29 protein-coding genes are annotated in these 22,758 nt (G+C 39.1%); 14 read left to right on the top strand and 15 right to left on the bottom strand.

Annotated features, from left to right (window positions below):
* Window positions 1–85 precede the first annotated feature (85 nt).
* Both ABVF21_RS15105 and ABVF21_RS15110 read right to left on the bottom strand, forming a co-directional pair.
* On the bottom strand, window positions 86–760 hold the full coding sequence (locus tag ABVF21_RS15105; RefSeq protein WP_371018510.1) for an SOS response-associated peptidase: 675 nt from the start codon (window positions 758–760) through the stop codon (window positions 86–88).
* A 113-nt stretch (window positions 761–873) separates the two neighbouring features.
* The gene (locus ABVF21_RS15110; RefSeq protein ID WP_371018511.1) at window positions 874–1,194 is read right to left on the bottom strand and encodes a gamma-type small acid-soluble spore protein; all 321 of its coding nucleotides are present in this window, start codon (window positions 1,192–1,194) and stop codon (window positions 874–876) included.
* A gap of 217 nt (window positions 1,195–1,411) precedes the next feature.
* Here ABVF21_RS15110 and ABVF21_RS15115 point away from each other — a divergent pair, with 217 nt between their 5' ends.
* Window positions 1,412–1,606, top strand: a complete 195-nt coding sequence (locus tag ABVF21_RS15115; protein WP_283153072.1) for a hypothetical protein — start codon at window positions 1,412–1,414, stop codon at window positions 1,604–1,606.
* A 63-nt stretch (window positions 1,607–1,669) separates the two neighbouring features.
* Here ABVF21_RS15115 and ABVF21_RS15120 read toward each other — a convergent pair whose 3' ends face one another.
* Window positions 1,670–2,431, bottom strand: a complete 762-nt coding sequence (locus ABVF21_RS15120; protein WP_371018513.1) for an SDR family NAD(P)-dependent oxidoreductase — start codon at window positions 2,429–2,431, stop codon at window positions 1,670–1,672.
* Entirely contained in the window at window positions 2,428–3,528 is a 1,101-nt protein-coding gene (gene mutY / locus ABVF21_RS15125; RefSeq protein ID WP_371018514.1) for an A/G-specific adenine glycosylase, read from the bottom strand. The genes ABVF21_RS15120 and mutY overlap by 4 nt, the downstream gene beginning before the upstream one ends.
* Before the next feature lie 250 nt (window positions 3,529–3,778).
* Here mutY and ABVF21_RS15130 point away from each other — a divergent pair, with 250 nt between their 5' ends.
* Entirely contained in the window at window positions 3,779–4,759 is a 981-nt protein-coding gene (locus tag ABVF21_RS15130) for a metal-dependent hydrolase (RefSeq protein WP_303533935.1), read from the top strand.
* Between the two features lie 64 nt (window positions 4,760–4,823).
* Here ABVF21_RS15130 and ABVF21_RS15135 read toward each other — a convergent pair whose 3' ends face one another.
* Complete coding sequence (locus tag ABVF21_RS15135) at window positions 4,824–5,093, bottom strand: YfhJ family protein (protein WP_159781055.1); 270 nt, start codon at window positions 5,091–5,093, stop codon at window positions 4,824–4,826.
* A 136-nt stretch (window positions 5,094–5,229) separates the two neighbouring features.
* Between ABVF21_RS15135 and sspK the strand changes: the two genes are divergently transcribed.
* Together sspK and ABVF21_RS15145 are read left to right on the top strand one after the other, a co-directional pair.
* Window positions 5,230–5,385, top strand: a complete 156-nt coding sequence (gene sspK, locus ABVF21_RS15140; RefSeq protein WP_371018515.1) for a small, acid-soluble spore protein K — start codon at window positions 5,230–5,232, stop codon at window positions 5,383–5,385.
* Window positions 5,386–5,410: 25 nt separating this feature from the next.
* Window positions 5,411–5,569, top strand: coding sequence for a YpzG family protein (locus ABVF21_RS15145; protein WP_194220098.1), 159 nt, complete (start codon window positions 5,411–5,413; stop codon window positions 5,567–5,569).
* 23 nt (window positions 5,570–5,592) lie between these two features.
* On the opposite strand, the gene ABVF21_RS15150 is transcribed toward ABVF21_RS15145, so the two are convergent.
* Window positions 5,593–5,913 carry a YfhH family protein gene (locus ABVF21_RS15150; protein WP_371018516.1) on the bottom strand — a complete coding sequence of 107 codons (321 nt, stop codon included), beginning with the start codon at window positions 5,911–5,913 and terminating at the stop codon, window positions 5,593–5,595.
* 96 nt (window positions 5,914–6,009) lie between these two features.
* Here ABVF21_RS15150 and ABVF21_RS15155 point away from each other — a divergent pair, with 96 nt between their 5' ends.
* Window positions 6,010–6,681 carry an SDR family NAD(P)-dependent oxidoreductase gene (locus tag ABVF21_RS15155; RefSeq protein ID WP_371018517.1) on the top strand — a complete coding sequence of 224 codons (672 nt, stop codon included), beginning with the start codon at window positions 6,010–6,012 and terminating at the stop codon, window positions 6,679–6,681.
* Here ABVF21_RS15155 and recX read toward each other — a convergent pair.
* Window positions 6,668–7,477: a recombination regulator RecX gene (recX, locus tag ABVF21_RS15160; protein WP_303533928.1), complete on the bottom strand. Its 810-nt coding sequence runs from the start codon at window positions 7,475–7,477 to the stop codon at window positions 6,668–6,670. The two genes, ABVF21_RS15155 and recX, sit on opposite strands and share 14 nt — an antisense overlap.
* A gap of 131 nt (window positions 7,478–7,608) precedes the next feature.
* On the opposite strand from recX, the gene ABVF21_RS15165 reads away from it, so the two are divergent.
* The 5 genes from ABVF21_RS15165 to ABVF21_RS15185 all read left to right on the top strand — a co-directional run bounded on the left by ABVF21_RS15165 (window position 7,609) and on the right by ABVF21_RS15185 (window position 11,226).
* Window positions 7,609–8,511: a TIGR01777 family oxidoreductase gene (locus ABVF21_RS15165; RefSeq protein WP_303533926.1), complete on the top strand. Its 903-nt coding sequence runs from the start codon at window positions 7,609–7,611 to the stop codon at window positions 8,509–8,511.
* A gap of 228 nt (window positions 8,512–8,739) precedes the next feature.
* A complete protein-coding gene (locus ABVF21_RS15170; RefSeq protein ID WP_303533923.1) occupies window positions 8,740–9,855 on the top strand; it encodes an amidohydrolase in 1,116 nt (371 codons plus the stop codon).
* 280 nt (window positions 9,856–10,135) lie between these two features.
* Window positions 10,136–10,690, top strand: a complete 555-nt coding sequence (locus tag ABVF21_RS15175) for a GNAT family N-acetyltransferase (RefSeq protein ID WP_303533921.1) — start codon at window positions 10,136–10,138, stop codon at window positions 10,688–10,690.
* Window positions 10,691–10,861: 171 nt separating this feature from the next.
* Window positions 10,862–10,975, top strand: a complete 114-nt coding sequence (locus ABVF21_RS15180; RefSeq protein ID WP_194220105.1) for a YfhE family protein — start codon at window positions 10,862–10,864, stop codon at window positions 10,973–10,975.
* Between the two features lie 80 nt (window positions 10,976–11,055).
* A complete protein-coding gene (locus tag ABVF21_RS15185) occupies window positions 11,056–11,226 on the top strand; it encodes a YfhD family protein (protein WP_194220106.1) in 171 nt (56 codons plus the stop codon).
* 315 nt (window positions 11,227–11,541) lie between these two features.
* Here ABVF21_RS15185 and rlmD read toward each other — a convergent pair whose 3' ends face one another.
* The 6 genes from rlmD to ABVF21_RS15215 form a co-directional block, all read right to left on the bottom strand.
* Window positions 11,542–12,948: a 23S rRNA (uracil(1939)-C(5))-methyltransferase RlmD gene (rlmD, locus tag ABVF21_RS15190; protein ID WP_371018518.1), complete on the bottom strand. Its 1,407-nt coding sequence runs from the start codon at window positions 12,946–12,948 to the stop codon at window positions 11,542–11,544.
* Between the two features lie 18 nt (window positions 12,949–12,966).
* Window positions 12,967–13,836: a DNA-3-methyladenine glycosylase family protein gene (locus ABVF21_RS15195; RefSeq protein ID WP_303533915.1), complete on the bottom strand. Its 870-nt coding sequence runs from the start codon at window positions 13,834–13,836 to the stop codon at window positions 12,967–12,969.
* Window positions 13,837–13,977: 141 nt separating this feature from the next.
* The gene (gene pdaA / locus ABVF21_RS15200; RefSeq protein ID WP_303533912.1) at window positions 13,978–14,763 is read right to left on the bottom strand and encodes a delta-lactam-biosynthetic de-N-acetylase; all 786 of its coding nucleotides are present in this window, start codon (window positions 14,761–14,763) and stop codon (window positions 13,978–13,980) included.
* A gap of 144 nt (window positions 14,764–14,907) precedes the next feature.
* Window positions 14,908–15,702, bottom strand: a complete 795-nt coding sequence (locus ABVF21_RS15205; protein WP_303533909.1) for a YfkD famly protein — start codon at window positions 15,700–15,702, stop codon at window positions 14,908–14,910.
* 166 nt (window positions 15,703–15,868) lie between these two features.
* Window positions 15,869–16,471, bottom strand: coding sequence for a YczE/YyaS/YitT family protein (locus ABVF21_RS15210; RefSeq protein ID WP_371018571.1), 603 nt, complete (start codon window positions 16,469–16,471; stop codon window positions 15,869–15,871).
* Window positions 16,472–16,545: 74 nt separating this feature from the next.
* Window positions 16,546–17,916, bottom strand: a complete 1,371-nt coding sequence (locus ABVF21_RS15215; RefSeq protein WP_303533907.1) for an MATE family efflux transporter — start codon at window positions 17,914–17,916, stop codon at window positions 16,546–16,548.
* Window positions 17,917–18,101: 185 nt separating this feature from the next.
* On the opposite strand from ABVF21_RS15215, the gene ABVF21_RS15220 reads away from it, so the two are divergent.
* Entirely contained in the window at window positions 18,102–18,524 is a 423-nt protein-coding gene (locus tag ABVF21_RS15220) for a pyridoxamine 5'-phosphate oxidase family protein (protein ID WP_303534016.1), read from the top strand.
* Between the two features lie 95 nt (window positions 18,525–18,619).
* Here the strand turns inward: ABVF21_RS15220 and ABVF21_RS15225 are convergent, their stop codons facing one another.
* Window positions 18,620–19,009 carry an OsmC family protein gene (locus ABVF21_RS15225; RefSeq protein WP_371018520.1) on the bottom strand — a complete coding sequence of 130 codons (390 nt, stop codon included), beginning with the start codon at window positions 19,007–19,009 and terminating at the stop codon, window positions 18,620–18,622.
* Between the two features lie 141 nt (window positions 19,010–19,150).
* On the opposite strand from ABVF21_RS15225, the gene ABVF21_RS15230 reads away from it, so the two are divergent.
* Together ABVF21_RS15230 and ABVF21_RS15235 are read left to right on the top strand one after the other, a co-directional pair.
* A complete protein-coding gene (locus tag ABVF21_RS15230) occupies window positions 19,151–20,320 on the top strand; it encodes an MFS transporter (RefSeq protein ID WP_371018521.1) in 1,170 nt (389 codons plus the stop codon).
* 142 nt (window positions 20,321–20,462) lie between these two features.
* On the top strand, window positions 20,463–20,921 hold the full coding sequence (locus ABVF21_RS15235) for a TlpA disulfide reductase family protein (protein WP_194220113.1): 459 nt from the start codon (window positions 20,463–20,465) through the stop codon (window positions 20,919–20,921).
* Window positions 20,922–20,958: 37 nt separating this feature from the next.
* On the opposite strand, the gene ABVF21_RS15240 is transcribed toward ABVF21_RS15235, so the two are convergent.
* A complete protein-coding gene (locus ABVF21_RS15240; RefSeq protein ID WP_303533902.1) occupies window positions 20,959–21,420 on the bottom strand; it encodes a VanZ family protein in 462 nt (153 codons plus the stop codon).
* A 100-nt stretch (window positions 21,421–21,520) separates the two neighbouring features.
* Here ABVF21_RS15240 and ABVF21_RS15245 point away from each other — a divergent pair, with 100 nt between their 5' ends.
* Window positions 21,521–22,687 (top strand): class I SAM-dependent methyltransferase, encoded by a 1,167-nt coding sequence (locus tag ABVF21_RS15245; RefSeq protein WP_371018522.1) that lies wholly within the window; start codon window positions 21,521–21,523, stop codon window positions 22,685–22,687.
* Window positions 22,688–22,758: the final 71 nt, after the last annotated feature.

Below are 22,758 nucleotides of genomic sequence, written 5' to 3' on the forward strand. Positions count from 1 at the left end.
TTCTAGCAAGCCTTCATCAAAAAAGAAATTCCATAAACTCATGTGAAATCCTTTGGGAACTTCTGTAGAGAAGTCAGGAGTTTTGTCATAAACTCCCTACAGGAGCAATACATTCTGGTTGTTCATTTCTAGGAGAATTCACAAGCGTCGAAACTTCATACGCATTCATTTCCTTAGAGGATATGGGCTTCATACAACTGCTTAATATTTCACTATCACTTACTGTATCATCCAGCCAAATCCTCTCATCATCTCTTGTTAAAATAACGGGCATGCGACTATGTATCTCTTTCATAAATTCATTTGCTTCTGTGGTAAGTATCGTACATGTATAATGATTTTTGTCGCCATCATTCCATTTTTCCCACAACCCCGCCATTGCAAACGGCTCACCCTTCCTTACTTGGATCCGCATCGGAATTTTCTGATCCTTCGTCTGCTTCCATTCATAAAAACCATCCGATAATATTAAACACCTTCGCTGCTTAAGAGCATGCTTAAAGCTCGCTTTCTCCTGAGCTGTTTCACTTCGCGCATTGATTAATTTATTTGAGATAGACGCATCCTTTGCCCAGAATGGAATTAGCCCCCAACGCAAGGTTCCCATTCGATTCATTTGATTTGTTCTAATCACAGCCGGGATTTGTTGAGATGGTGCTATATTAAATCGTGGTATATATTCATCCATGCTCGTTTGATCAATTTGAAACCTTTCAAGTAACACGTCGAGTTCTGTCGTTAGCGAGAATCGTCCGCACATAACCAACACCCCTTCCTATATTAGATTGTTTCTCCACTTGTCTTATAATCCCTACCAGCATTTAACTAACGAAAAACAGGGCTGACTAAGTCAGCCCTGTCCGGGAAGTTCGATTATTGTTGCTGCTGGTTCTTAGCAGATGCTTGCTGCTTATTTTGAGCAGACTTCGCGTTGCGAGCTTTCACTTGTTGTGCATCCGTTTCGCTTGCAAATTCAGCACCGTATTGTTGCTGAGCTGCTTTTCCTGCAGATGCTTGCTGCTTATTTTGAGCAGACTTCGCGTTGCGAGCTTTTACTTCTTGTGCATCTGTTTCATTTGCAAATTCAGCACCGTATTGTTGCTGACCAGCTTTACCAGCAGAAGCTTGTTGGTTCTGCTGTTTCGCTTGTTGAATGTTTGCACCAGCTTGTGTTTGTCCTGGTTTCTTTGCCATGGCTTATCACCTCCCACAAACAATAGAATATCCAGTTACATGATTCTTATGTATTGTTTTTAGAAAAACTTGTTTCGGGTGCAAATAAACAAAAATATTCCTTATAGGACTGTTACTTGATAGCTTATCAGGAATGAACATTTCATCATGCTTTCCATCTCTTCCCCTTCATACTGTTCAAATCAATGATACAAACTAAGAAGAAGAAGGAGGTTAAATGATGAATAATCGAGATATGACAGAGCTTTCTATGATGTCTAAAAAGGAGTGGGTGGACGAAGAACTATCTTTTTTTCACTATAGCCTTCAACAGGTTACTCCTTACTTAAATAGCGAAGGTGTAGCTATCCATCGAGAAATAATGAAAGAAATTGAACAGCGTGGTGGGCTCTCAGCATTTATGCCCGAATAAAATCCAGTTCTTCGTCAAAAAAACAACCTTCTGAAACTCTTCAGAAGGTTGTTTAAGTAAATGTTAGAAATTTGATTTCGATTGTCCGCCATCGACGTTGATTGTCGCACCAACAATCCATGAAGCTTTTTCAGAGGCAAGGAAAACAACGGCATTCGCCACTTCGTCAGTTGTCCCAAATCTTCCTCCTGGTATTTCTTTATCTACAAATTCAGCTATTTTCTCAGGATTATCATCAAGTCGTTTCTGCCAGTTCCCTGATGGGTGCAGAATGGCTCCTGGAGCAACCCCATTCACGCGGACACCGTCTTTAATTAGCTCATCACCCATAGCTTTAGTAAAACTAATCATAGCCGATTTTGAATTATTATAAGTTGGTTTCCCACCAGATTCACGACCGAAGATAGAAGAAATATTGATGATTGCGCCACTTCCCTGTTGCTTCATGATTTCGGCAGAAAGCTGACTAAGGTGTACCGCTGAGTAGTAATTAAGCTCCATTGCTTTATGGAATTGAGATATATCCGTCTCCATAATTGTCGAACCACTGCTTCCCCCGGCGTTGTTTACTAAGATATCAAGTGAACCAAATTGCATGATGAAAGAATCAATGAGCTGGACGCGCTTCCGCTCATCCGTCACATCCGCTTCAAAAATGGCTAAGTCCTGACCAATTTCCTTCCTAGCCAATTCGAGAGCATCACGATTTCTACCGCAAATCCCCACTTTCGCACCTTCTTCATAGAATACCTTCGCAATCGACTTTCCAATTCCCTTAGAGCCTCCTGTAATAAGAACGCGCTTGTTTTCAAGATTCAAATTCACTCTGCTTCATCTCCTTCTAGAATCAAATTGACAATTTTTTGGTGAGCGACAGGAAAGGCATAATCTCGCAACTCATTCTTACTAACCATTTTCGCCTTTTCATGATCGATATGGCCAATAAATGATCCTTTATAAACTGTTAATTGCCATTTTAAATGGCTAAAAATATGATTAAACGAGGATAATTCTTTCTCAATCTTAGGGTTAATTTCATAAGTATCTTGTAAATGGTGTTTGAGCTGATTTTCTTTCAAGCCACCTTCTGTTAATTCAACGTTTGGAAATTCCCACAAGCTTGCCAGAAGTCCTTTCTCCGGACGCTGTCGAATAAGAAATTTGCCTTCATTATTCTCAAGAGCTATAGCTGCAATCGGTACGGGTCTGGGGGCTTTTTTCTTTGATTTAATTGGCAGCTCTTCCTGCGACCCTTCAGCAAAGGCTCTACAATGCTCTTGTACAGGGCAAAGAAGACACGAAGGGGATCTTGGTGTACATACAATCGCACCAAGCTCCATCATCCCCTGATTGAATGAGGATGGATCCTCATCGGAAATAATTCGTCGAGTTACTTCTTCAAACGTCTTTCTTGCTGATGGTTTAGCAATATCCTCCCAAATCCCAATAATTCGCGAAAGAACACGCATCACGTTTCCATCAACAGCTGGCTGTGGTATGTCATAAGCAATGCTCAAAATTGCCCCAGCAGTGTAGGGCCCTACTCCCTTAAGTTCAGATATTTGCTTGGGATCATTCGGCACTATACCGTTATAAGTCTCTGCTACTTCTCGAACAGCACTTTGAAGGTTTCTCGCCCTTGAGTAATAACCAAGCCCTTCCCAGGCTTTTAATACATCTGCCTCTTCAGCATTGGCAAGTGCCTCCACAGTAGGAAAAAGGCTCATAAACCGCTCAAAATATGGGATTACAGTGTCTACTCTCGTTTGCTGTAGCATAATTTCAGATACCCACACACGATAAGGATCCTGATTCTCACGCCAAGGTAGTGTACGCTGCTCTTTTTTAAACCAGGCAATAAGGTCCTGTTGGAACTGCTTTTCCTCGAAATAATGTAAAAGGTCTGTCACTTTCTCTGTCATGGATCAACTCTCCGATATGGTATATTAAATGGTGTTAAAAGATTTATTTAAATTTACTAACAAACTTCCTCAACCTTCGTCTATCACATATAATAACGCATCATACCTTTTCATTCACCTTTTAACTTTTCACATTCGTTCAAATTGGGTATAACTAAATAAAGAATGCAAATTAGACATAAATTCATTTGGTCTATTTACGATCGTTAGCGAAACGATCGATACGTTTCATAAGGAGGATTCTTAGCCTATGGATACTGGGACACATGTGGTCATGGGACTGGGGATTGGAGCTCTTGCAACGTTAGATCCAGCTATTGCACAGGACCCCATTACCGCTCAAAGCGTTCTAATTGGAGCGCTAATAGGATCGCAGGCCCCGGACTTTGATACTGTGCTTAAACTTAAAAATAACGCTGTCTATATCCGACACCATCGTGGAATTACTCATTCCATTCCTGCAGTTCTTCTCTGGCCAATCATCATTAGCAGCGGAATAATGGTGTTTTTTCCTGAAACAAATTGGCTCCACCTTTGGTTATGGACATTTCTTGCTGTCTTCATTCACGTATTTGTCGATATTTTTAACGCATATGGAACGCAAGCCATTAGGCCATTTTCTAACAGATGGGTAGCTCTTGGCGTCATTAATATTTTTGATCCATTTATTTTTCTCAGTCATATTGGTGGATTAATTCTCTGGTATTTGGGAGTCAATCCTGGGTACACTTTCCTCACGATCTACGGCATTCTTATTCTCTATTATGTTTGGAGAATAATTGAACAGAAGAAAGTGATTCATGCTGTGAGAGAGCGAATTCCAGATGCAGTCGAAGTGATCGTCTCACCAACAATTCGTTGGAGCAGGTGGCATATCGCAGTTAAATCTGAGACACAGTTTTATGTAGCTCGCGCTGAAGGAACTACGATCCATATTCAAGACGTATTTGATCGCGTTCCTGTTCCTAAAACACCAGTACTGGAATCTGCGAAGGAAGACCCTAACTTAAGTGCATTTCTTTCATTCTCACCAGTTTATAGATGGGAGATTGAAGAAAAAGAAATTGGATATGAAGTTCGCTTTATCGATCTTCGCTATCGAAATAAAGGGCATTATCCATTTGTCGCCGTGGTACAAATGGAAGATCAGCTCGAAATAACGAGTTCTTATACTGGATGGGTTTACAGCGAAGATACGTTACGAAAGAAATTAGACCCCGCTCTTGATTAGTCGTTAACTTAATTTATAACACAGAAAACCGGCTGGGCACATAACGTGCCCAGCCGGTTTTTGTTTAATGTTTTATGCTTCTGTCATCTCCAAAATACCCTTTATATTTTGGATTATTCATCATGAAATCGTGTAAAACAGGACCATAGTAGTCAATCCATTGCTTAACAATTTTTTCAGTTACATCCTGACCTTTATACTCTCTGCCAGCCTTGGCTCTTGACGATTCAAAATCCTCCCAAAGCAACTCTACCATTGTTCTCGCTTGACCATAAGAGAGGTGATCATTTTTCTCAAGAAGGTTATGAGTAAGCCTTTGAAATAAGTCTTCCATGAGGCATTCTCCTTTCGTGGTGTAATTCAAATTCTGTCTAATAAATAACTTTGTTTGGCACATAACATTCCGACCGAATTCGCATACTAATGGTGTGCCTGATTCACAACACGATATTGGAAAGGGGCGCACGCTGATGAGAAATAAAAAAACCGGATTTCCAGATGCTAAATTTTCTGGTGAACCCCGCGCAAAAGAAGAATTCGCATCAAAACGTGCTGACGGGTCGATTAACACTCATCCACAAGAGCGGATGAATGCTTCAAATCGGACAGGCCACCGTCAGGGATAATTCTCTTATACAGGAGGTAGCATCTATGGGAAAAAATAACCGAGATAGACTTCATCCGAAATATGAGGATCCATTCCAATCTCCGCGTGCAAATCCAAAACACGCTCATAATCAGGTGAATGGAGAAACGCAGCAAACTTATAACGATATCGTTCTACAGGTACAAACACGTAAACGATCGTAAAATGATGAAATAAGAGAGCAGCGTTACTGCTGCTCTTTTTGAATTAACATCGAAATAGGAAATGCTTCAATCTCATCGCTACCGTCACGGTTTCCCCATGCAAACGTTCCATTCATATAATCGATAATAAACGTAGAACCTGGATCACCGTCAATTTCATATTTATGGCCGGGTATAAAGTCATCCGGGTTTAATAAATACGATTTAGCAAGTGCAATCCTTCGTTCATGAACGGCGAATTCATTGACCATGCCCATTTGCTCCGCTCTACGTGCTTTTTCGCTTAAGAGGGCAATTTCATTTCTTATTTCCTGCTCACTCATATCACTGAAACGCTTTTCCATCCTTGACCTCCATCATCATCAATTCTTCCCCAAGTATAGTTCATTTTCTACTTCCTGACAAAAATATGCTACGCTTACCGAAAGGAGTGATTTTATATGAAAACCATTTTAATTACGGGTGCCGGTTCTGGTCTCGGAGCTGAGCTTGCAAAACAGTGGGCAACTAAAGGACACCATGTCGTACTTGTTGGTCGAACCAAACAAAAACTTGAATCCATTGACCAGGAAATCAAAGATAATAAAGGTGTTTGTTCCATTTATGAATGCGATATAACTGATCCTGAAGAACTTAAAAAACTGAAACAAGCAATGGATCGGGATAATCTACAAATTCACATGCTTGTAAACAATGCTGGTACAGGAACGTTCGGGGCTTTAGAAGACATTACTATTTCTGATATACATAAGGTTATTGATACAAATGTGAAAGGCACCATTTTTGCAACACAAACGTTCCTCCCTACATTAAAAAGCACGGAAGGTCGCATCATGAATATTATTTCTACCGCTGGTTTAAAAGGGAAAAATCACGAAACTGTATACGTCGCTTCTAAATATGCGATAAGAGGGTTTACTGAGAGCTTATGGAAAGAACTAGAGAGCACCGGTGCCAGTGCAACTGCTGTTTATATGGGAGGGATGAATACTCCATTTTGGGCAAAATCCGATCATATTAATGATTTATCAAGACTTAAATCCCCATTTGAGAAAGCCCTCCAAATTATCGAGGAAGATGAAGGACAGAATGAGATATTTATTGATCGTTAAGTTCTTCTAGATATTTATTAATAAGCGGAAAAGGAAAACCTTTACGATATAAAAATTGTTTCATTTTATGATCGAATTCACGGCGCTCGAGTTTGCTATAGCGTCGTTCCGCTTTTTGGGCCTGAAGCACGAGCGCTTCCCATTCCTCGTCTTCTCCTTTTTCTAGATCGATTTGCTGCATCACTTCCTGAATGATGTCACGATCGAAGCCTTTGGCTCTTAGTTCCTGATTTACTTTCTGTCTTTGTTCCGTTGCTGAGGAAGTCTTTAGCTTTGATGCTTTTTTCTCAGCTAACTTAATTGCAATCTCAAGCTGTTGCTCATATGAGTATTCTTCGAGTGCTTTATCGGTCATCTTTTTATTAACTCCTTTTTGGTTGAGCTCTTGCGCGATGACAAATGGACCTTTTCCGCCTCCATTTACTTTTGTTCTTACAAAAGCAATAGCGAATTCAAGATCATTCACGTATCCATAGCGATGAAGCTTTTTGAAAATAGCTTCGAATGCCTCTTCAGGTATTTCCTTTTTAGTAAGGTATTCTTTCACCTCTTTTTCAGAGCGCATCCGGTAAGATAAATAATTTAACGCGTAATTCATGCCTTTTTTCACCTGGTCTTCAAAATGAATTCCTTCAAGCATCTCGTCGCTTAATTCGACACCTTTTCGAAGACCAAAGCTGATCAGAACATCTTGGTCAACACCGAAACCAAATTCTTCACCTGAACCTTTATCTATAAATATCGAAAATCGTTCGTTATTGTTTTTTTGCGTTGTTATACGCGTAACCTTGACCAATGCACTCACCTCCACTCACATTGTAGCACTTTCTGAATAAACGAATGAAGTTAAAGCATTTGATTAGAGGAATATGAATATGGGTAAAGAACTAGTAGAAGTATATCGCGTACGCTTAGGAGGAAGATGATATGAACATTGCGATTACCGGAGGAACTGGTTTTGTTGGAAGTGAACTAACAGACTCTTTTGTTAATGACGGGCATTCGGTATTTATTCTCACACGGAACCCTGCAAACAAACCTATAAAAAAAGGGGTTACTTATGTAAAGTGGCTTCAGGATGATGCTGAGCCAGAGAAGGACCTCCCAAAGATTCACGCCATCGTGAACCTTGCAGGCGAATCAATTAACAGCGGTCGGTGGACAGAAGAGCGTAAACAGCGTATTCTAGACAGCCGCATTTCGTCAACGAGAGAGATCATTTCCATCATTCAAAAACTTGATCATAAACCACGCGTTCTTGTAAACGCTTCTGCTATTGGATTTTATGGTTCATCACTTGATAAATCATTTACCGAAAATGATACAGAACCTGGTTCTGACTTCCTAGCAGATGTTACACGCAAATGGGAAGATGAAGCAATGAAAGCACAGAATCATGGAGTTCGTACCGTTCTTGCGCGATTTGGTGTTGTCCTTGGCGAAGAAGGAGCCCTTCCTTTGATGACCTTGCCATATAAATTATTTATGGGTGGTAAACTTGGTGATGGACGACAATGGTATTCCTGGGTACATATTATGGATGTAGTTGGGATGATTCGATTTGCTGTTGATCACGACTCTGTCCAGGGGCCATTAAACGTAACCGCACCTGAACCAAAGAGAATGAATGATTTTGGTAAAACAATTGGGGAAGTAATGAATCGACCTCACTGGATGCCTGTTCCTGAAGCACCTGTTCAAGCAGCTCTAGGAGAAAAAAGTGGGATTGTATTAAAAGGACAGTGCGTTCTTCCCCAGAAAGCTAAAGAATTAGGCTACCCTTTCCGCTACCTTAAATTAAAAGACGCATTAGAGAACCTGCTGGTCTAAACCAGCAGGTTTTTTCAAACCCTCCCTTCATTTGAATAGAAGCATTACCTATTTTCTAAGAAAAGTGAAATCGTTATGTTTATGAAAAGTTTGTATCTCAATTAAAATATCCTTCGACATCTACACATTCGATGATGTAGTACCGATGATGGATAATGGATATAATGGATTAACTAGCTGTTTTCGACGATGTGTCGTTATAAAACTAAAAGATGATAGGTGAATAATGTGACGATATTATTTAAGCAAGCTCGAGTTTATCCAGTTTCATCACCATTACTCCCATGTGCTGATGTTCTTGTAAAGGACGGCCTTATTCATGAAGTCTCCCCCTCTATATCTGAAGAAGCTGATATGACCGTAATTGATGGCAAAGGTTATCACCTTTTACCCGGTTTCATTGATGCCCATACACATGTAGGCCTTTATGACGAAGGCACTGGCTGGGCTGGCAATGATGCAAACGAAACCGTTGAAGCTCTAACCCCCCATGTAAGGGCACTTGACGGTGTAAATCCACTCGATGTTGGTTTTAAAGATGCGATTGCATTTGGCGTAACTTCTGTTCAAGTTATGCCTGGAAGTGCGAATATTATTGGCGGTATAACAACTGTTCTGAAAACGCATGGAAAGAACGTAGAGAAAATGATTGTCAGAGAAACCGCCGGTCTAAAAATTGCATTAGGTGAAAACCCGAAACGGGTTCATAGTCACTCCAATAATGATTCTATTACCCGCATGGGAATTATGGGCCTTCTTCGAGAAGCGTTCTATGATGCTGGGAGATCTAATCAGATAGAGCACCCACGAATTTCACCCATTATTGCAGCACTAAATCGTGAAATTCCTGTCAGAATTCACGCTCACCGTGCAGACGATATATTAACAGCTGTTCGATTTGCTAGGGAGTTTAATCTTGATCTCAGAATTGAGCATTGTACAGAAGGCCATCTTATTGCAGATGAACTTAGTGGACAGAACCTTAAAGTAACTGTAGGACCTTCTATGACGAGACGTTCGAAGATAGAATTAAAGAACAAAACTTGGGCGACTTATGGCATTCTGAATAGCCACGGGATTGAAGTGTCAATCACAACAGATCATCCATACGTTCCTATTCAGTACTTAAATATTTGTGCAGCGCTTGCTGTTAGAGAAGGGTTAAGCGAAGAAAAAGCGATTGAAGGAATTACACTAAATCCCGCTAAAAGTCTTGGAGTCGAACACCGTATTGGAAGTATAGAAGTTGGAAAAGATGCCGATTTAGTGCTCTGGTCTAATCATCCATTCCAGTACGATGCCCGTCCAATATTGACGATGATTAACGGAGAAATTATTCGTTAAAATGGCTTAAATTTCTTGTCACATAGACACTTACAAAAGCTTTACATTTAGAAGTGAAAAATACGCAAAAAACTAGTATCTTTTTTTAAATAAATCGAGTATGATACTTTTGTAATTACAATAAAATGAACTAACAACTTCATATCTGAATATGGGAAGGCAATTGGTGCGCCACCAGCAGTGACTGGTCCTAGTGGGTTCGATTCCCACCCCGAATAATAATTCAACATACTATTATTCGAGGGTGGGGATAAGTCTGCCCTCGACAGGAGGGAAACTCATGATTAAACATCGTGACCTGTCGGAATGTCATGTGCTATTTGACTTGATGGTTGACCCAGCTGTCTTCCCATTCGTGCGTCATAAAGCAAGCTCTTACGAAGAATATCTATTCTTAACAAAACAACTTATTGAAGCTGAGGAACAGGGAGAATTAATTTCAAGGACCATTCTTGATGAATGGGGTGCACCTATTGGTACAATTAATTTGTTTGATATTGAACATCAAACTGGCTTTCTTGGAACGTGGATTGGTACCCCTTACCACGGCAAAGGTTATAATCAAATCGCGAAAGAAGCTTTCTTCAATGAACTGTTTTTTGATAAGCAAATTAATACAATTTTCATGAGAATTAATAAGGATAACATTCGCTCTCAAAAAGCGGCAGAAAAAATCCCTTATGTTGAGAAAGCTAATGAGAAATGGCCTGAAGTTTATAAGCAAATTAATACTGGAGAGAAATCATATCATTTATATGAAATTGAACGCGATAACTATCACCTTCACGTCATGCGCGAAGGTACAGAAACAGTTGAAGTTCAATTAGAAGCATAAGTTCCTCTTAAAGGAACTTTTTTTATTGCCTTATTTCTTTTGACTTTTTGTTGTAGAGTGTCATAATCCACAGCGTTACTATCAGCCCCTGGTCATTGCTTTTATCCACATGTGCATAGAACTTTATGTGATGGCAATGCTAGTAGCATCTTAAGGAAAAGAGGGGTTATTATGGATAAACGTAAAGGCAGAGAAAATAAGGAAGCAAAAATGACGCTAACGAAGACCCAAGATGTTCTTTTCGGAAGAGAATTCAAACGTGCTGACCGAGCTGGGCATAAATAAAGACGAATAATTAAACAAAAACGAGCCATTCTAATGAGTGGAGAGATCTTCTCCAAACACATTTACAGGAGCTGATTAAGATGGCAAAACGTCCAAATTTTTCAGAAGGTAAACAAAAGCGTCAAGCTAAAAATCCAATTCCATCAGCACAAAACGAGGATGTAGAATTCGCAAATGAATTCGACACCGCTGATGCGAAAGCAGCTGAAAGATCAAAGGCAGCAAACCAGCGCGCGAAGAAAAACAAATAATCAAAAAGGGGACCATATCGGTCCCTTTTTGATTTCAGAAAAAAATAGCGATTCAGAAGTTAACAAGAAAGTTACGCACAAGCTGTTAACAATGTGGATAACAGGTACCTTTCCTTTTTTAGAGCACACTTATTATAAACAACTCTTTCTGTTGATAACCTCTTATCAACCTGTGGATATTGTTGATAAACTTGTTAGTAACGCTATAAACATCTATTCATCTTGTGTATAAGTCTGTGGAAAGTGTTAATGACTGTATTTAGCTTCCAGTCGGAAAGGTTTAACTACTGATTTTATCCATAAATAAGTTTGTAACTATTCCTTATTTCCTGTGTTTCTTTTAAAAACAGATACTACTTCGATATGAGACGTTTGTGGGAACATATCGACTGGCTGTAAATGCTGAAGCTCATATCCCTTTTTTATTAAATAAGAAGAATCCTTTGCAAGCGTTGAAGGATTACAGGATACATAAACAATTCGATCTGGCTTTGCTTTTACCATCGTAGCTAATAACGTCTCATCACAGCCAGTTCTCGGTGGATCTACCACAATTACGTTTGGTTTGAACCCTTCTTTTATCCACTTAGGAACGACCTCTTCTGCTTTACCTACATCGTAAGTCATCTTCTCCTGATAACCGTGACTTTTAGCATTCTTTCTTGCATCATCAATCGATTCTTTAATGACATCCATCCCTCTGACTTCTCGCGCATTACCGGCAAGCCATAATCCAATCGTACCTACTCCACAATAAGCATCTATAATGTTTTCTTTACCAGTAAGCGCAGCAGCTTTTTTCACTTCATCATAGAGGTGAACAGTTTGCGTGGGATTTAGCTGGAAAAAGGCACGAGCAGATAATTCGAAATTTAGATCTCCTAATGATTCCTCTATTACTTCTTCCCCATCTAATACGAAGGTTTTATCACCGAATATTAGAGATGTTCTCTGCCCATTTACATTTTGAATAACCGACTTCACATCAGGAAGCCTTTTCTTCACTTCTTTAATAAGTAATTCTTTCCGAGGAATGTTCTCTTCTGAAGTGACAAGCACTAATTGGATTTGTCCCGTCTCAAATCCAACTCTCGTTACGATTGTACGAACGAGCCCCTTCCTCTTCTTTTCATGATAGATCGAAATATTTAAATCCTCGAGGATCTTCACAACTTGACGAGTGACTCGATTTGTTTCCGGATGTTGTACTAAACAGTTTGTCAGTTCCACAAGCTCGTGTGACCCTGCTCCGTATAATCCTGCAATGACTTTTCCCTTTTGCTTTCTTACCTGAAGCTGACTTTTATTTCGATAGTTCCAGGGATCTTTCATTCCAATTACGGGCTTTATCGTTATGTCCTTTTCACCCAATTTTGCATGCCGTTCAAACGACTGAATCACAATATCTCGTTTTTCACGAAGTTGTGCCTTATAGCTTAAATGTTGGAGCTGACATCCTCCGCATTCTTCATATACCGGACATGGTGGAGTGGTTCTGTCATTCGATTTTTTTCGAAGCCTTTTTATTTTTGCTTCAGCACGATTTGAAAAAACCTTTGTGACTTCAGCTGTAATTTCTTCCCCAGGTAGTGCCCCAGGAACAAATACCACTGTCCTCTTAAAAAAACCGACCCCTTCTCCATTTATCCCCAATCGTTTAATTGTTAAAGGAATTGTTTGACCGTTCGTAAGCCCTGTCCCTTTCACATTTTTGTTATCCAAAAATATCTCTCCTTCTACTTAACCGCTTAAGCTTTCCCATAAATACATGGACACATAGCTTGAATACGGAGACCATTTCTCTTTATACTTACCGACTTCTTCTTTTGTAGGTTTTGTTGATAATTGAAACCATTTCATAATGGCATTTTGAATCCCAACATCACCTACGGGTAATATATCTTTCCGTCTTAGTCCAAAAAGCAGTACACATTCAACTGTCCATGGACCAACACCTCTTATTGGAAGCAGTTCATCATATACTTCCTTAGTTGTTAAATTGTTGAGGTTCTCTAAATCAAGCTCTCCTGATACAATCTTTTCAGCAATTCCAATCACATATTCTGCTTTTCTTTTGCTAAATTGTAAATCGCGTAATTCTTGAACAGTTAAACGACTAACCACCTCTGGTTCAGGATAGAACCACACGCCATCCATTTCAGTTCCATAGCTTGTCACAAAACGATAGGTCAGCGTATACGCAAACTTCATATTAAGCTGCTGATGAACAATATTCTTCAGTAATGCACAATAAGCGTCAGGCTCACAAATAATTGGCATACCGAGGTAATTATTCATCAATGATCGAATATTTGTTTCTTTTAGTACTGACGAAATCCCTTCAATGTCCATATGAAAGTCAAACATTTGACTAATCTGAGTAATCGCTTGTTCCTTATTACTTACATCATTTCCGTATATCTCAAAGCAAGGGTATTTACGATTTCCAGTTGATTGAACTGTATATACGGCTTTTTCATTATTAATAATAAGAGGAATCTTAAATTGTTGATTGTGACCATCGACGTACTGAAGAGGATCCATTCTCATTCTTTGGAAAAGTCGATCTACGTCATATGGCGCTTTAAGATATAACTTCTCAATCCACATCATACCGCCTCCATTCGATAGGTCGTCTATATTATCGCAAATCCAAAACAGGATTACTAGGTACAGAAGAGCAAGTCATCCTTTCTTCTTTCTTCTTAAATCATGCAAAAGACTGCCATTTCTGGCAGCCTAGAATATTTATTAAGGAATAAGCGGTTCAGGAATTGTTTCAGTTAGGACAAGATCATCCAGACTTTTAAAGGTATACCCGTCTTCTTTTAAATCCTTAATAACTTTCTGAAGAGCTTCAGCGTTATCTTTTGAGACTGTATGAAGAAGCAGTATCGCTCCCGGGTGAACTTGTTTCATAATCGAATCATAAGCATACTGACTCCCCTTTTGCTTATCCGTTTCCCAATCTTTATAGGCAAGTGACCAGAAGATGTTACGATACCCCTCTTCGTAAGTAATAGCGAGTGACCTTTCGCTAAAAACGCCGCGAGGTGGTCGAACATACTGCATCGTTTCATCTCCGGTTAATCGGGTGTACTCTTCCTTCACTTTTTTTAATTCAATTCTTATTTTTTCATCAGAAATGGCCGTCATATCAGGGTGACTCCAAGAATGATTCCCAACGATATGTCCCTCTTTTACCATTCTCTTAACGAGATCTGGCTGGTCCTTTAAGTAATGACCGGTAACGAAAAAGGTGGCAGGTACACCTTCTTTCTTTAGAACATCCAAAATATCGTCAGTGAATCCATTCTCATACCCATTATCAAATGTCATATACAATTCCTTCTGATCCGTTCGACCAATGAAGTAGCTGTCATAGGGCTTTAGTAATTCCTGAAATTCAGGCTCTGTTGTGGCAGGTGCATGATTTTTGCTTCGTTTAAAATACCAATCATGAGACGTGTTATCTATCGCATAGGTTCCCGTCACTGTTCCAATAAATATAACGATCGTCATTACGAGTATCCTCATTTAATCCCTCCTTTGTCTGTCCCCTTATTTAGTGTGTGAAGTTTGCACTGTTTTCTATCCTAATTCCATCTCTTTGGCTAAGGAAATTACTTCCTCAAACCGAATACTTTGTTATCCCCATAAGAAAACCAGCATTTCTGCTGGTTATTGTCGCGTGTTAAATTCAAAACTAAGGTAGTCTTGAACCGGGATCCAAGCACCAATTCCTTGCTGAGTTACGTTACGAACCTCAAGTTTCATTTTGCTTCCTTTTAAAACAAGATAAACTTCTCCATATGTTACTGTTCCTTTTTCATTTACAGCAGGAACATAGCTCGTTAAAGTACCATAGTTCTTAGCTCCCACATTATACACATTACCTTTTTTAGTATCTTTCCCAATCATTGTTTGAAAAGATAAAGAGAGCTTCGTTTTTTCAGATGCCTTCATCATCATCATCTTCTTCACGTCTTCACTATCAGGAATCGAGGCCGTTAGACCACCATTCACCTTCTTCTCTTCCTCTTGGCGATACGTCATCTGAATTGGACCACTTCCACCTCGATTATCTACCCGATTTATATTCGCCTGCTTGTATTGCCAGTTAATATTTGTTTCAGCAGAATCATAATTTAACGCCCACTTACCTAGATAAATACTCGCACGATAACCGATCGCTAGCTTAGACGGTGAAATCGAAGAATCATTTAAAATCTGAATCAATTCAGGATTAGCAATGGGGACATCTGCAGATCCTGTTAACTCCTTCGTCAACTCACTCGGCTGCAAAGTAGGTAAATCCTGTGCGGGATTTGGATAAGTGTTTTCTTTCGAAATATTAACCGTAGAGTCAGGAACTTTTAGCGATTGATCTTTCTGCGCTTTCTGACCTTCTGCGGCTAGTGTGTTTAGAGGTAGAATAACAGCTAGAATAACGAGCATTAACACGATTTTCTTCATACAAACTTCTCCTTTGTTAGCATTCATTTAACCGAATGGCTTCAAACTCTTATCAGTATTTTTTTCTAGAACCATCCCTTTTATCCAACAAATTTAGATATTAAAAGCGGAAGCGAACATTTAGAGTCGATAAGCGCTAGACATTTCCCAAAAAAAAAATGAACGCTTAAGCGTTCATTTTCTCAAAAGTAGGATAGAAAAATTGGACAAGAGGCCCGATGCCAAACGTAATGGCAATCGTGCCCACACCAATCGGCCCTCCTAAAAGCAATGCAGCAAGTAGCGCAATAAGTTCACCAGCCGTTTTCGAAGTTCGAATGCTTAAACCAGTTCTATGATGAATGGCAAGCATTAAACCATCGATTGGGATCACCGCAAATTTGGCTTGAAGGTATATCGCAATACCTAGGCCGATGAATATCATTCCTACTATAAAAACCGCGTAAGCAAGGAATACGTCAGTAATCGTCCAATTTGAAAACAATGTAATTAACCAAAAATCAATAAACAAACCTGTTACGATAATCGTGATAAGAGCAAAGAAATCTGGCCAGGCTTTCATCAGAAGCGCATTGACTATAATCAAGATGACTCCAACGAGGATTACCCAGGTCCCAACCGTAAAACCGACCTTCTCAGATAATCCTACGTTAAGCGCATCCCAAGCTCCTGCTCCGATATCAGATTTAATTGTTAATGTTATTCCAGCAGTTAATACGAAGAGCCCTATTACATAAAATAAGAATCGTTTTATTTTCACTGACTGCATCCTCTCTTTTACTATATCCTTTTCATTGTAACGTACGATGTAGTAAAAAGACGACACTTTCTAAGCTATTCCTTTTAAGCCTTACTTTGACTTGAGTCTTCTTCCTTTTGCTGTTCGAATAATTCTATATCACGCCATTTTCCATAACGGTAATATCCAATAGCAAATACGCTCGAGATAATAAAGCTCACTCCTATACCGTACGCAATCCCTTCTGCTCCTAACCATTTTGAAAAAACGTAAGTGAGGGGAACGCGAAGGACCCAGAATGAAATAATATTAAGTATAAGCACTTGAACCATAGCACCGGCAGCTTTAACCACTCCATTTAAAACAAAATTAATACCAAGAAACGGATAGAAAAAAGCAACGGTTTTTAAGTAGTTCTCACCGAAAGCAATTGTCTTAGGGTCATCAATAAAGAGACGGATCATTGATTCAGCTGATAAAAAGATAATAGCACTAATTGTAAAAGAAACGGCAAGGATTAAAACAATCCCATTCTTAGATATCGCTGAAACTCTTTGCCACTTTCCAGAGCCAATGTTCTGTCCAGCCATGCTATTTACAGCGGCCCCAAGCGTAAACGCCGGTAACATGATAATACGATCAAGCCTTTGCGCAGCTCCAAAACCAGCAACCACTTGTGTACCAAAACTTGCAACAATCCCCATAATCGCCGTCACTCCCGCTGAAACGGTCATCATTTGTAAGCCAGCAGGAATTCCAAGCTTTGAAATACGTTTAAGCTCTTTCATGTCTGGAAGATGGGGAACAGTAAACGGGATTTTAGACTTCCAGATAGAATAAACCACACCATATAGAAAGGCTGACCCTTGAGAAATAATCGTTGCATATGCAGCACCTTCAATTCCCCAGTTGAAATAAGCAATAAACAACGGATCCAGTGCAGTATTTAAAATTACAGCAAAAAGGACAAATCGAATCGGAGTTTTACTATCCCCTAGAGCTCGCAATACTGTGCCAATAAAGTTATACCCAAATAAAAAGAGAATGCCTAAAAAGTTAATTCGCAAGTATACTTTCGTACTTTCAAATATCTCATCTGGCGTTCCAAGGAATTTAAGAATGGGGTCAGTAAAGAGGAAGCCAATAATTCCAAACGCAACCGATAAGATCGTTAACGCAACAACAAAAGCATTTAGCGACTCGACTAACCCTTCTTTATCAGATGCCCCTTTCCGCTGAGACAGTACTGTTAACGTTGCACTATTCACTCCGATGATGAAGGAGAGAACAGTGAAAATGACGGGAGCTGCAATTGAAATCGCGCCAAGTGCATTTGAACCGAGTAAGTTACCAACCCAAATGCTATCTATAAATTGATAAGACGTTTGCAGTAAATTAGTTAAAAAAATAGGCAATGAAAAATAAACCATTTGCTTCGTAATGTTACCTTGAGTAAAATCATAGCTCTTGTTCATCTGATTACCTTCTTATGTTGAAATTAGAATCTACATATGGCTATACCCCTAGTATCTGATTGAAAAACGAATGAATGCGCTAAAAGCTCCCGTAGTAAATAATGGCATATTATCGCGTTTTAGAATTCGAGATTAGAGGAAGATTAAGATTAGAGTTAAATTCGAAAGGAGAATTTGTAATGGCAATGTCTCAATCAGAAATTAAAAACAAGGTACTGAGCATTTTTGATTCTCACTATGTAGGAACACTTAGCACAGTGAAGGAAAATAAGCCTCATTCAAGATTTATGACGTTCTTCCACGATGAACTTACACTAATGACTCCAACTAGTAAGGAAACTCATAAAGTAGAAGACATCGAGCAAAATAATAACGTGCACGTTTTGCTTGGATACGACGGCGAAGGTTGGCATGACCGTTACGTAGAAGTACAAGGTCACGTCACGATAGATGACTCAAAAGAAACGAAAGAAAAACTATGGGGTGACCAGCTGAAACGATGGTTCGATTCACCAGAAGATCCAAACTATGTCGTTCTCAAAATCACTCCGGACACAATTCGTTTAATGAATGAGGGTGAAAACACACCAGAAACACTTGAGTTATAAAATAACCTCCCATTCGAAGAGTTTTACTACGCATAGATAGGTAAAATAAAGAAACGAAAAAAAGGGCCACTGTGGTGACCCTTTTTTTCGTTTCTTTATTTTGATACAATCTCGAAAGTTTCCTTCAATTCAATACTCCCTACAACAGACTGTGCCATTGAACAATGCTTTTTCGTTAATTCAAGCGCTCTTTCTACTTTCTGCTCGTTCAGCTCTCCAACTAGTGTGAAATGAAGATGAATTTCTTCAACACGATTTGCTTCCTTTTCATTACGAGTGACATCCGCTTTTATTTGAATATCTTCATAGTCCATTCGCTTTTTATCAAGAATTTGGCGTAACACACCACCACTACATACTGCTATCGATGAAACAAGTAGTTGATATGGACGAAAACCAAACTGCTCGTCCCCCGAAATATGAAGCGTTCCATATTCAAAATCAGCTGTAAAACCAGTTTCTTCTTTCTTCATGTTAAATTCCAACATGACCACTCCTTTACTAGACGTTGTCCTTATTTTAGATCAGCTTTTAAAAAAATGCGAACGGTGGCTCTTTTTACCCCATTCCATTATAATAAGCACTGATAAGAATTTCCTTTTTTGGCTAATTGGAGTGTGAACAAATTGTTTGAATCAAGCCGTTACCGATTTCTGATTCTTATTTCAATCGTTTTTATTTCCGGGTATTCTCAAGGGATGCTGCTTCCTTTATTATCTATTCTTCTAGAGGAGGCAGGCGTATCGTCTAGCATGAATGGCCTTAATGCTTCGGCTCTTTACATAGGGATCCTTTTTGCCTCACCCTTTATTGAGAAACCCGTTCGAAAATATGGTTATAAACCAGCTATAGCCGTTGGACTTCTGCTTGTTATTGTTTCAATTACGCTAATACCTATATGGCAGGCTTTTTGGTTTTGGTTCATTTTAAGAATCATTGTCGGAATAGGAGATAACCTTCTTCATTTCGCAACACAACTTTGGATTACAACAACGACCCCAAAAGAAAAAAGGGGGAGAAACATCGCCATTTATGGATCTGCATTCGGACTTGGTTTCGCTGCCGGTCCCCTCTCGACTATTCTAGTTGAGTATTCTATGTACCTCCCATTTTTACTGGCATCAGGCATTGCTATGGTGACATGGTTGATGCTGACAAAAATCAAAAATGATTTCCCTGATCCATTGACGCAAGGTTCTGAACGAGTTCTATCTAAATATGCGCGCGTCCTGAAAGTTGGCTGGGTAGCCCTCTTACCTTCTTTCGGATACGGTTTTCTTGAAGCATCTCTTCACGGTAATTTCCCTGTGTATGCACTTCGGAACGGAATTGATATTAAATCGGTTTCGATACTACTTCCAGCCTTTGTAATCGGAAGTCTTGTGTTTCAAATGCCTCTTGGCGTTATCAGTGATAAATTTGGTCGAAAAAATATCTTGCTCGTTAGTATTTTTATTGGCTGGGTTAGTTTTTCGTGTGCGATCTTCACCACATCAGTACCAATACTTTTTATCTTATTTTTCCTTGCAGGCATGATGGTTGGATCTTTATTTTCACTAAGTATTACCTACTTGGCCGATCTGCTACCAAATAGTCTTCTCCCAACCGGGAACATTCTAGCTGGCATATTTTTTGGCATTGGTAGTATACTCGGACCCTATCTTGGTGGAGTTTTCATTGATTGGTTTACAGAAGGAAGCATTTTCTATGCGATTAGCGGGATGCTACTCTTCTTATTTACAGCAACGTCCGTTCATAAGAAACCCGAACCACATGCTCAGTATTCTACATCGTGAGTAAAGAAACCTTTTTATAGCCATCTTAATAATATAATACATGAACCCTTTTCATTGACTTATGATTTATATGTACTATAATGAGAATTGTGATTATCTGATAATGATTATAATTAATTCCGAACAAAGGAGTCGATACAGAATGAAACTACGCGAAGAAATGCCTGAACTAGAAGGCGCTAAAGAATGGTTTAACGGAGAAGTTAAGAAGAGTGACCTCGTAGGTAATAAACCACTTACTCTTATTCACTTCTGGTCCATTAGCTGTGGTCTATGTAAAGAAGCTATGCCAATGGTTAACGAATTCCGTGATGAGTATAGCGAAGATATGAATGTTATTGCTGTTCATATGCCACGCTCTGAAAAAGACCTTGACCTTGAAGAAATTAAACAAGTAGCTGATCAACACGATATTAGCCAACCAATCTTCGTTGATAGTGATCACAAATTGACAGACGCATTCGAAAACCAATATGTACCTGCCTATTACGTGTTTGATTCAGAAGGTAAACTTCGTCATTTCCAAGCAGGCGGAGAAGGTCGTAAAATGCTTACAAAACGTATTACTAAACTTCTTGATAAAGCGAAAAAAGAAGACTAAATAACGAAATGATAAAGAGGCAGCGCAAGCTGCCTCTTTATTTTTTCTTTTTCATTTTCCTATATAATGAAAGCACTATGCGATAGGCACCGTAGCCCACGATAGCTCCAAGAGCATTTAAGAGAATATCATCAATATCAAATATACGGTGAGCGACAAAGTACTGCAATAATTCAATAACTGTACTCGTTGAAAAACCGATCAGACCAATAATAAGCACAGACTTTCCTTTTTTATAAACTAGCGGTATTAAAAATCCTAGCGGCATAAACAACATAATATTTCCAATAATATTTTTTAAGATGAGCCAGTAGCTTCCGCTTTCCCACATTAACTTTATACTATCGAACAAGACAAGGTTAACTGATTTACCATATGGATAATAATTATAAATAAACAATGTCGCATAGAAAAGCGCAAGTAAGTAGATACCTAAAGCGAAGGACCCACCCCTCTTCACCCATTTCTGTGTTGACATACCTTCATTCTGAGTCTGCATATCCTATGTCTCTCCCTATTCTTCAGATGCCTTATGGGCTGTCTATATGCTATAGTATTCTATACAAAATATATTCATGTAACAAAATTGAGGTGGAAAAATGCCAGAACTCCAAGAAAATGTCTTAAAGAACCTTTCTTCAAACCTAAACAACTATAACATTCCTTTTTTCTTTATAAATGAAACAGCTCTTTGGCTTCAAGGAGCAGTCGATGCCCCTCATTCTATAGCCGTTTCGATTCAATGGGATGCTTTTGAGTCCGTCGTAGGTGATTTCAATCTTAAATATGGAGTAGCAAAACCAGAATACACTTCTGAAACTTCTCACGCTCTTTATGTGATCGATGAGTGTCCGGTACGTATTGAGTGCACATACAACACCGTTATCCGCACGAACCCTTATCTCATTGAAGTCTCACTAGGAGAACAATCGGTCCAATGCCTTTCACTCTATTACTATCAAAAGCTTCCGGAATGGCGGAATATAATTGATGCTCACCTAAAAAAAATACAAGAGAATGTGACAGCCCAGAATGAAAAATCTTGGAATCAACAAACTTACGAAGCGTTGCTTAATCGATTTGGAAAACCTGAGGAAGCCGCAACAAAATTAAAAGAAAATCCAAAATCACGTCTTAAATCACTTCTACCGTATCTTCCTTCATTACAAGGAAAGAAAGTAGCCAACTTAATGGGATCACATGGTATGAAAGCGACTGCAATGAGTTTACTTGGTGCAAATGCAACAGTCATCGATTTTTCCTATGAAAACGAGCGATTCGCCAAAGAAATTGCAGAAGAGTGTAACGTGGACCTCTCCTATTATGTCACTGACATTTTAAAAATGAACCATGACCTCGATGGAAGTTTTGATATTATTGTTATGGAACTGGGGATTTTACATTACTTCCTTGATCTGCACCCTCTCTTCAAGGTTGTTTCACGTCTCTTGAAACCAGAAGGCACCTTTGTTATCCAAGATTTCCATCCTATATCAACAAAGCTTATTTCGTCTAAAGGAAAGAAGCATAAAGTTGATGGTAACTATTTCGATCCGACAATTTACAGAACTAAAGTTGCTTTTGAGAAGCATTTAACGAACGAAACAGCAGAAAGCCTGGTGCTTCAGCGTAAATGGACACTTGGTGAAATTCTTACAAGCATTGCTGATGAGAACCTTATTATTAAACAGGTAACAGAGGAACCTAATATTAAGCTCCACGACAGAGGCATTCCGAAAATTTTCACTGTTAAAGCTGTCAAATAGCCCTAATAAAATAAGGTAATGCTTATTAACATTCTAGATTTTTTGCTCGCCCTGTAATGACCAATTGAATG

It is taken from the genome of Pseudalkalibacillus sp. JSM 102089 (genome assembly GCF_041366475.1).
GTDB lineage: Bacteria > Bacillota > Bacilli > Bacillales > Guptibacillaceae > Guptibacillus > Guptibacillus hwajinpoensis_B.